The 6,487-nt window shown below is 47.3% G+C and carries 6 protein-coding genes and 1 tRNA gene; 5 read left to right on the top strand and 2 right to left on the bottom strand.

Annotated elements, in window-relative coordinates; genetic code table 11:
- Positions 1–487: 487 nt before the first annotated feature.
- Positions 488–2,227: an iron uptake porin gene (locus H6F72_RS18105; RefSeq protein WP_190438591.1), complete on the top strand. Its 1,740-nt coding sequence runs from the start codon at positions 488–490 to the stop codon at positions 2,225–2,227.
- Positions 2,228–2,732: 505 nt separating this feature from the next.
- Positions 2,733–3,038 carry a hypothetical protein gene (locus H6F72_RS18100; RefSeq protein ID WP_190438582.1) on the top strand — a complete coding sequence of 102 codons (306 nt, stop codon included), beginning with the start codon at positions 2,733–2,735 and terminating at the stop codon, positions 3,036–3,038.
- A gap of 40 nt (positions 3,039–3,078) precedes the next feature.
- Here H6F72_RS18100 and H6F72_RS18095 read toward each other — a convergent pair whose 3' ends face one another.
- Positions 3,079–3,975, bottom strand: coding sequence for an alpha/beta hydrolase (locus H6F72_RS18095; RefSeq protein WP_348252048.1), 897 nt, complete (start codon positions 3,973–3,975; stop codon positions 3,079–3,081).
- A gap of 120 nt (positions 3,976–4,095) precedes the next feature.
- On the opposite strand from H6F72_RS18095, the gene H6F72_RS18090 reads away from it, so the two are divergent.
- Both H6F72_RS18090 and H6F72_RS18085 read left to right on the top strand, forming a co-directional pair.
- Positions 4,096–4,296 carry a hypothetical protein gene (locus H6F72_RS18090; protein WP_190438580.1) on the top strand — a complete coding sequence of 67 codons (201 nt, stop codon included), beginning with the start codon at positions 4,096–4,098 and terminating at the stop codon, positions 4,294–4,296.
- Between the two features lie 247 nt (positions 4,297–4,543).
- Complete coding sequence (locus H6F72_RS18085; RefSeq protein WP_190438578.1) at positions 4,544–5,797, top strand: MFS transporter; 1,254 nt, start codon at positions 4,544–4,546, stop codon at positions 5,795–5,797.
- A 29-nt stretch (positions 5,798–5,826) separates the two neighbouring features.
- Here the strand turns inward: H6F72_RS18085 and H6F72_RS18080 are convergent.
- Positions 5,827–5,900, bottom strand: a tRNA-Arg gene (locus H6F72_RS18080).
- Positions 5,901–5,934: 34 nt separating this feature from the next.
- Here H6F72_RS18080 and moaC point away from each other — a divergent pair.
- A complete protein-coding gene (gene moaC / locus H6F72_RS18075) occupies positions 5,935–6,468 on the top strand; it encodes a cyclic pyranopterin monophosphate synthase MoaC (protein ID WP_190438575.1) in 534 nt (177 codons plus the stop codon).
- Positions 6,469–6,487 lie beyond the last annotated feature (19 nt).

The following is a 6,487-nucleotide window of genomic DNA, read 5'->3' as shown; positions in this document are numbered from 1 at the left end:
GGTGCTATCTTGGCTTTCAAACTATTTTCTTTTCTAGGTGCGGGGGCCGACTGATTCGGTGCGCTTCCGCGCCCCTTCTCTCTCGACCGCTTAGCCAATATAACGAAGTCCACATAAGACTGTCAAGGGGTGGGGGAAAGTTTTTCGAGGCATTAGAAGCCTCTGCAGGTAGACGACACAGCTCTCGACGGTGCTATTTTGGGTTAAAGGACCGAGAAGTTTTTCAAAAAATCCTGAGCTACAGACGGTTGCTTGGAGAGACGCTACTTAAACTTTTAGCTTTTCAGATACAAAGTATGTTTTCATTATTTTGATTATCATTCTCACAACCTGATTTAGTAGAGTTAGGCAGCTTTTATGCCGAGGTAGGGGATTGTATCTGAGTGAGAAAAGGTTCACTTTAGTTAATCAGGAGTAGTTAGCAACAATCTACTGGATGGATTTGGGAGCTAACAAACCACAATCAGGTGTGAGGAGCGAAATATTAATGACTGCAATTTCTTTCTGCCGTTCTTTATTGATTTCTCCGTTTGTTTTCGGGCTGTTGGCAGTAACCGGAACTTCCGCGATCGCTGACGAAGTTCTGGAAGGCACCCAGATTAAAGGGAATATGCTACCCGCTCAACTAGCTCAAGAGCAGGTAGATGTAGATGCATTGGTTGGAAACTCTTTGAACCAGGTGACTTCTGTATCTCAGTTGTCTGATGTTCAACCTACTGATTGGGCTTTTCAAGCATTACAGTCTTTAGTAGAGCGCTATGGCTGTATCGCTGGTTATCCTGATGGTACTTATCGGGGCAATCGGGCTCTGACTCGGTATGAGTTTGCAGCGGGCGTGAATGCTTGCCTGGATCGAGTGAATGAATTGATTACAGCAGGTACCGCTGACCTAGTTGGGAAAGAAGATTTAGCAACTCTAGAGCGTCTTCAGGAGGAGTTTTCTGCCGAACTCGCTACTCTACGAGGCCGAGTCGATGCTTTAGAAGCAAGAACTGCTGAGATTGAAGCTAACCAATTCTCGACGACGACTAAGCTTGAGGGGGAAGCAGTTTTCGCGATTGCAGGTATTGCTGCGGGTGATAACGCATTGGGCGAAGAAGTTGACAGAAGCGCAGCCCTGGGTCATCGCACCCGACTAAATTTAGAGACTAGCTTTACGGGTCGTGATTTGCTGAGAACTCGCCTGCAAGCTGAAGGACTTGAGGCTTTATCAAGCACAACATTAACGCCAGAAGGAGATTTGGCCTTTGCAGGCGACTCCGATAATGACGTCAGCTTGGATGCGCTTCTGTATAGCTTTCCACTTGGTGAGAACACTGAAGTGGTGCTAGCAGCTAATTCCGGTGCTGCTGATGACTTCGCGAGTACTGTGAACTTTTTAGATGGTGATGGAGCGACAGGGGCCTTATCAGCGTTTGGCACTCGGCACCCAATCTATTACTTGGTTGAAGGGGCAGGCTTAGGCATTAAACACGAGTTTGGGAATGCCTTAGAGCTAAGTTTGGGATATTTAGCAAGTGATGCTGCCGAACCAAGTGAAAAGAGCGGTTTATTTGATGGGGCCTATGGTGCGCTGGCGCAGCTTTTGTTCAAGCCTAGCGATCGCTTGAATGTAGGTTTAACTTTTGTGCATGCCTACAAGCGAGAAACGGGGACTGGCAGTAATCTTGCTAACCCTCAAGCTTTCATCAGCCGTCTACTTGAGGAATCGTCTCTCGGTGGCAACGATAATTTAGAAGGTTTAACGACAGTCATTCCAATCGTTAGCAACTCCCTCGGCCTTGAACTTTCTTGGCAACTGAGCGACAAATTTGTTCTGGGTGGTTGGGCAGGTTACACTTTCAATCGCACACTCAGCTCTGGAGGTGGGCTGTTTGAGCGGGGTGATTTTGAAACCGTTAACTGGGCTGTAACGCTTGGTTTCCCAGACTTAGGAAAGGAAGGCAATCTGGCAGGCATCATCGTCGGGATGGAGCCCAAAGTGGTGGGTGCTGATATAAGAACTACTCCAGCTGCCACAGCACTAGCTGCAAGCTTACCTGCTGGAATTATTGGTTCGTTTGGAGAAGACCGAGACACTTCACTTCATATAGAAGCTTTCTACCAGTACCAGGTGAACGACAATATCTCCATTACTCCAGGCGTTATTTGGCTGACTGCGCCTGATCATAATAGTGCCAATAACGACATTGTGATCGGTACTATTCGGACAACATTTGCTTTCTAACAAATCTCAGAGCTTATCTAAAAGAACTACCAAAGCTTTTGCATCCAGAGCTTGTATTTATTCAGGGGGCATAACTGTTATGCTCCTATTTTTTTGACTAATTTTCGATCGCTTAATCATGGTGTAACTTGACACTGACAAAAATCTACGGTTGTCTTAAGACTACGGTGCACCATCTCAGGTAAGTTTCAATTGCCTGATTATTGATTGCTTGGGTTTGACAGACTAGCTCATCAGCTAATGCTTAAATCCCTTCGGAGATTGAGCTAGATACCTGCAACTGAATCGGTTTTGAATGCAATGTTTTGTTCACCAGCTTGTGAGGAGAGTGTTGATGCGCCGTCTTTTTCGATTGGCAGTTATGGTTTTAAGCACTACTGCAATTGCCCTCTTGGCAACTAGTTGTGGAGAGAGCAAGATCGTTCAGTGCAACAAGTTAATTGACGTTATTAATAAAGGACAGGCACTTGCTAGTTCGGGGATAAATGGTAACGATCCGGCTGCAATGAATCAGTTAGCTACCAACTTGGATGGACTCAGCCAAGAGATTAAAGGGGTTAAGGTTCAAGACACAAAATTGCAAGCATTCCAAGCTAACTTCGCCAGAATTTATCAAACTTTAGCCCAATCGTCGCGCGAGATCGCCAACGCAGTTGCCAGCCTCCGGCAAACTCAACCAACAGGAGCAGGCGCTACACAAGCCAAAGCAATGCAAGCAAAGGCCCAAGCTGCTACCCAAACGGCGCTAAAAGCAGCTCAGGAGGAAAGTAGATCTGTGAGTGACCTGAATGGTTACTGCAAAGCGCAGTAGCGAAGCTGTCATGCAGATGCTAAAACCACAGGGGTGAAAATTAACTGGAACTAGGGTGAGTTGATGAATGGCGAGAAATGGCATCAGTTTGGTTGGCGAAAAATTGCAGAATCAACTCTGCCATTTCATCTGCATATTTCTGGGGCAAAGCATGGTCAGCCTCAGGAATAATTGCTAACTCAGCGCTTGGAATTTGTTTGGCATAAGTTTGGCTATGCCATAAGGGAATGGTTTCGTCGCGATCGCCTGTGATTACTAGCGTCGGCAGTCGCAACTGATGAATTTGCTGCTCTACTGTGTCAATCGCGTCTTCCGGTCGCAGTCGGTCTAACAGAAAGGAACGAGCCGCAGGTTGAGCTTTCAATTCCTGACGAAACCAGCTAAGTTGGGCGATCGCCGCCCGCTGACCCAATAACCCCGCTAACGGTTTAACCAAATGTAGGCCCCAATCAACTACTGGGACAGGCCATAATAACGGGCGCAAATGGTCATAGCGGCCACAAAAACTATCGTCTCGAATTCCGGCAGCGGCTGCTAAGACAAGACCATTCACCGCATTGGGATACTGCAAGGCATAAGCTGCCGCGACCCAACCACCGAACGAATGGCCTATGAAATAACAGGAACCTAGATTTAGGGCTTCTACCACCTGGCGCACAAAAGCTACTTCTGTCGCAATGTCGTAGCGAATAGCAGGCTTACCCGAATTTCCAAAGCCAAGCAAGTCTAGACTAATGCAACGATAGTGCGATCGCAATTTCTGCATCAGAGGTAGCCAACAAGCTCCAGTGCCTAGAAACCCATGTAACAGCACCAGTGTCGGACCACTCCCCATTTCCAAATAGGCTGCTGGCTGGGAACTAGTGTCAAGTTGTCCAAACTGTAGGGGTATGGTTAGGATGCGTGGATCAGGCAAAGATTCCAATTCAGTCAACACAACTCAATAAACAATTGTGAAAAGCGTTACACTTCATTGCAGAGCTCAAAGATCAGCTTAACGGCATGATAACTTCTTTGATGGTCGATTGACGGCGCAGAGTAAGGGAAGGAGAACACTTTGGAGTCGCATTCACATCAGTCACTTAATTATTCCGCTCGCGAAGACTTTAGCGAGTACGTCGCTCACCTCCAGCTTCACATGACGTTACAAGCTCGCAACTTGGTCCCACCACTGATCCAAGCTTCCGATAGCCGAGAACAGTTGCTCCAGCAGACACAGGCTACTATCGAGAAGATCATTTCTCGCCAAGCTTCATAACTTTGCCATTCTCTAAAAACTCCATACATCTGGATTAATCAGGGCCGTAAGCTCTGATTTTTTCTTTTATTGAACCTCTAATTAGCCTTGCTTCCAAGCGATCGCCCGTCGCGAAATTCCAGAAATCAATCTGTAGTGTAGATGACAAAATGTAACAAACTTCCACATCATAGGGGAAGAATTGTTGCTATGTGTCCAGCGTGGGCAACTACAGGTTGATAGAAGGATTGGTAGAAGGAACTATATTTTGAAAGCTTTTACAGATTTAGCGCCTGAGCCTCGTCGCAACTTATTAGTTTTGTTTGCCACCGGACTGCTATTTTGGTGCAGTTTGGCTTCTTTGCTGCCAACCTTACCCCTCTACGTACAAGAAATTGGTGGGAGTAGCCAACAAATTGGCATTGTGATGGGGGCCTTTGCAATTGGCTTGCTATTGTCGCGGGCTTGGTTAGGAAATTTAGCCGATAACCGCAGTCGCAAGATCGTTTTGCTGATTGGCATGACAGTTGTGGCGATCGCTCCCCTGGGCTATTTATTCATTCATTCCATCCCCTTGTTGATCGCAGTTCGGGCTTTCCACGGTGTCAGCATTGCTGCTTTTGGTACGGCCTACAGTGCCTTAACCGTTGATCTTTCACCAGAGAAAAATCGTGGTGAGTTAGTTGGGTATATGAGCTTGGTTAACCCAATTGGGGTCGCGATTGGACCTGCAATAGGTGGGTTACTCCAAGCAGCGGTAGGATATATTCCTTTATTTCTCTTATCTGCCTTGTTGGGTTTGATTGGGCTAGTGAGCGCAGTACAAGTTCGTGAACCCAATCGGCACTTAGAGAACGGAGATTCAAGCTCTAGTGGTCCATCCAATCAGTTTTGGCGTTTATTACTCAGTCCCCGAATTCGCATTCCTGCTCTGGTAATGCTATTAATCGGCTTAGCATTTGGGACTCTGAGTACCTTTGTGCCCTTATACATTGCTGAAGCTAAAGTTGACCTGAACGCGGGATTCTTTTACACAGCTGCTGCGATCGCCAGCTTTGGCATTCGTCTCCTGACAGGTCGAGCTTCCGATCGCTATGGGCGAGGACTGTTTATCAGCCTCAGCCTTACTTTTTATTCACTCGCAATGCTGCTGTTGTGGACCGCCCGCAATGCTGAAGCTTTCTTGATTGCAGGTTTGCTAGAAGGCGCTGGAGCAGGCACGCTAATTCCTATGATGGTGGCGTTGATGGCCGATCGCTCCCAACCGCAAGAGCGAGCTAAAATTTTAGCGCTATGTGTGAGTGGTTTTGATGTTGGTATCGCGATCGCTGGTCCCATCTTTGGCTCTATAGCGGAACAAGTGGGGTACCGTAGCTTGTTTGGCTTCTGCGCTATTCTCGCGTTTGTAGGGCTGCTAGTTTTTATCACTCAATCTAGCAAAGACCTAGCTTACTCACTCAAGTTCGCTTCCGGGCGAGGTCGCGATCTGTATGCAGTTAATCAAACGCCTCAAAAAAGTTAAAGGGCAGGCACTAAGCCTACCCTTTTTGACGGGCTAGGAGGGATTCGAACCCCCGACACCGTGGTCCGTAGCCACGTGCTCTAGTCCACTGAGCTACAAGCCCCCGACAAGAATTCATATTAGCACACCTAAATCAAATGACACAACAAATTTTTCCTGAAAGCCCGAATTCAGCTACTAGTCAGGCATTGAGCCATTTAGACTCAGCAGGGCAAGCGCAGATGGTAGATGTTTCTGCTAAGGAGTCAACCATCCGTCAAGCGATCGCGGTGGGCCAAGTCCGCATGCGCCCAGAGACGCTGGCAGCGATCCAAGCGGGTAATGCACCTAAAGGGGATGTGGTTAGCACAGCTAGGTTGGCTGGAATCATGGCCGCCAAGCAAACCGCACAATTGATTCCTCTTTGTCACCCTTTACCGCTGCATAAAGTAGAAGTTTGGCTCACTCCAGACGATGATTTACCGGGCTATCAAATTCGGGCAGAAGTGAAAACCAAAGCCGAAACAGGCGTAGAGATGGAAGCTTTGACAGCCGTCTCAATCACCGCTTTAACTCTCTATGACATGGCTAAAGCTCTAGAAAAATCAATGCAAATTGAGTCAATTCGCTTGCTCAGTAAGACTGGTGGTAAGTCAGGCAACTACCAAGCCGAAGCAACAGACGCATCTTAACTAGAACCAAACCTAAACA

It is taken from the genome of Trichocoleus sp. FACHB-46, assembly GCF_014695385.1.
Classification (GTDB): domain Bacteria; phylum Cyanobacteriota; class Cyanobacteriia; order FACHB-46; family FACHB-46; genus Trichocoleus.
The sequence above is the reverse complement of the archived record's forward strand: the minus strand, read 5'-3'. Positions and strand labels throughout refer to the sequence as shown.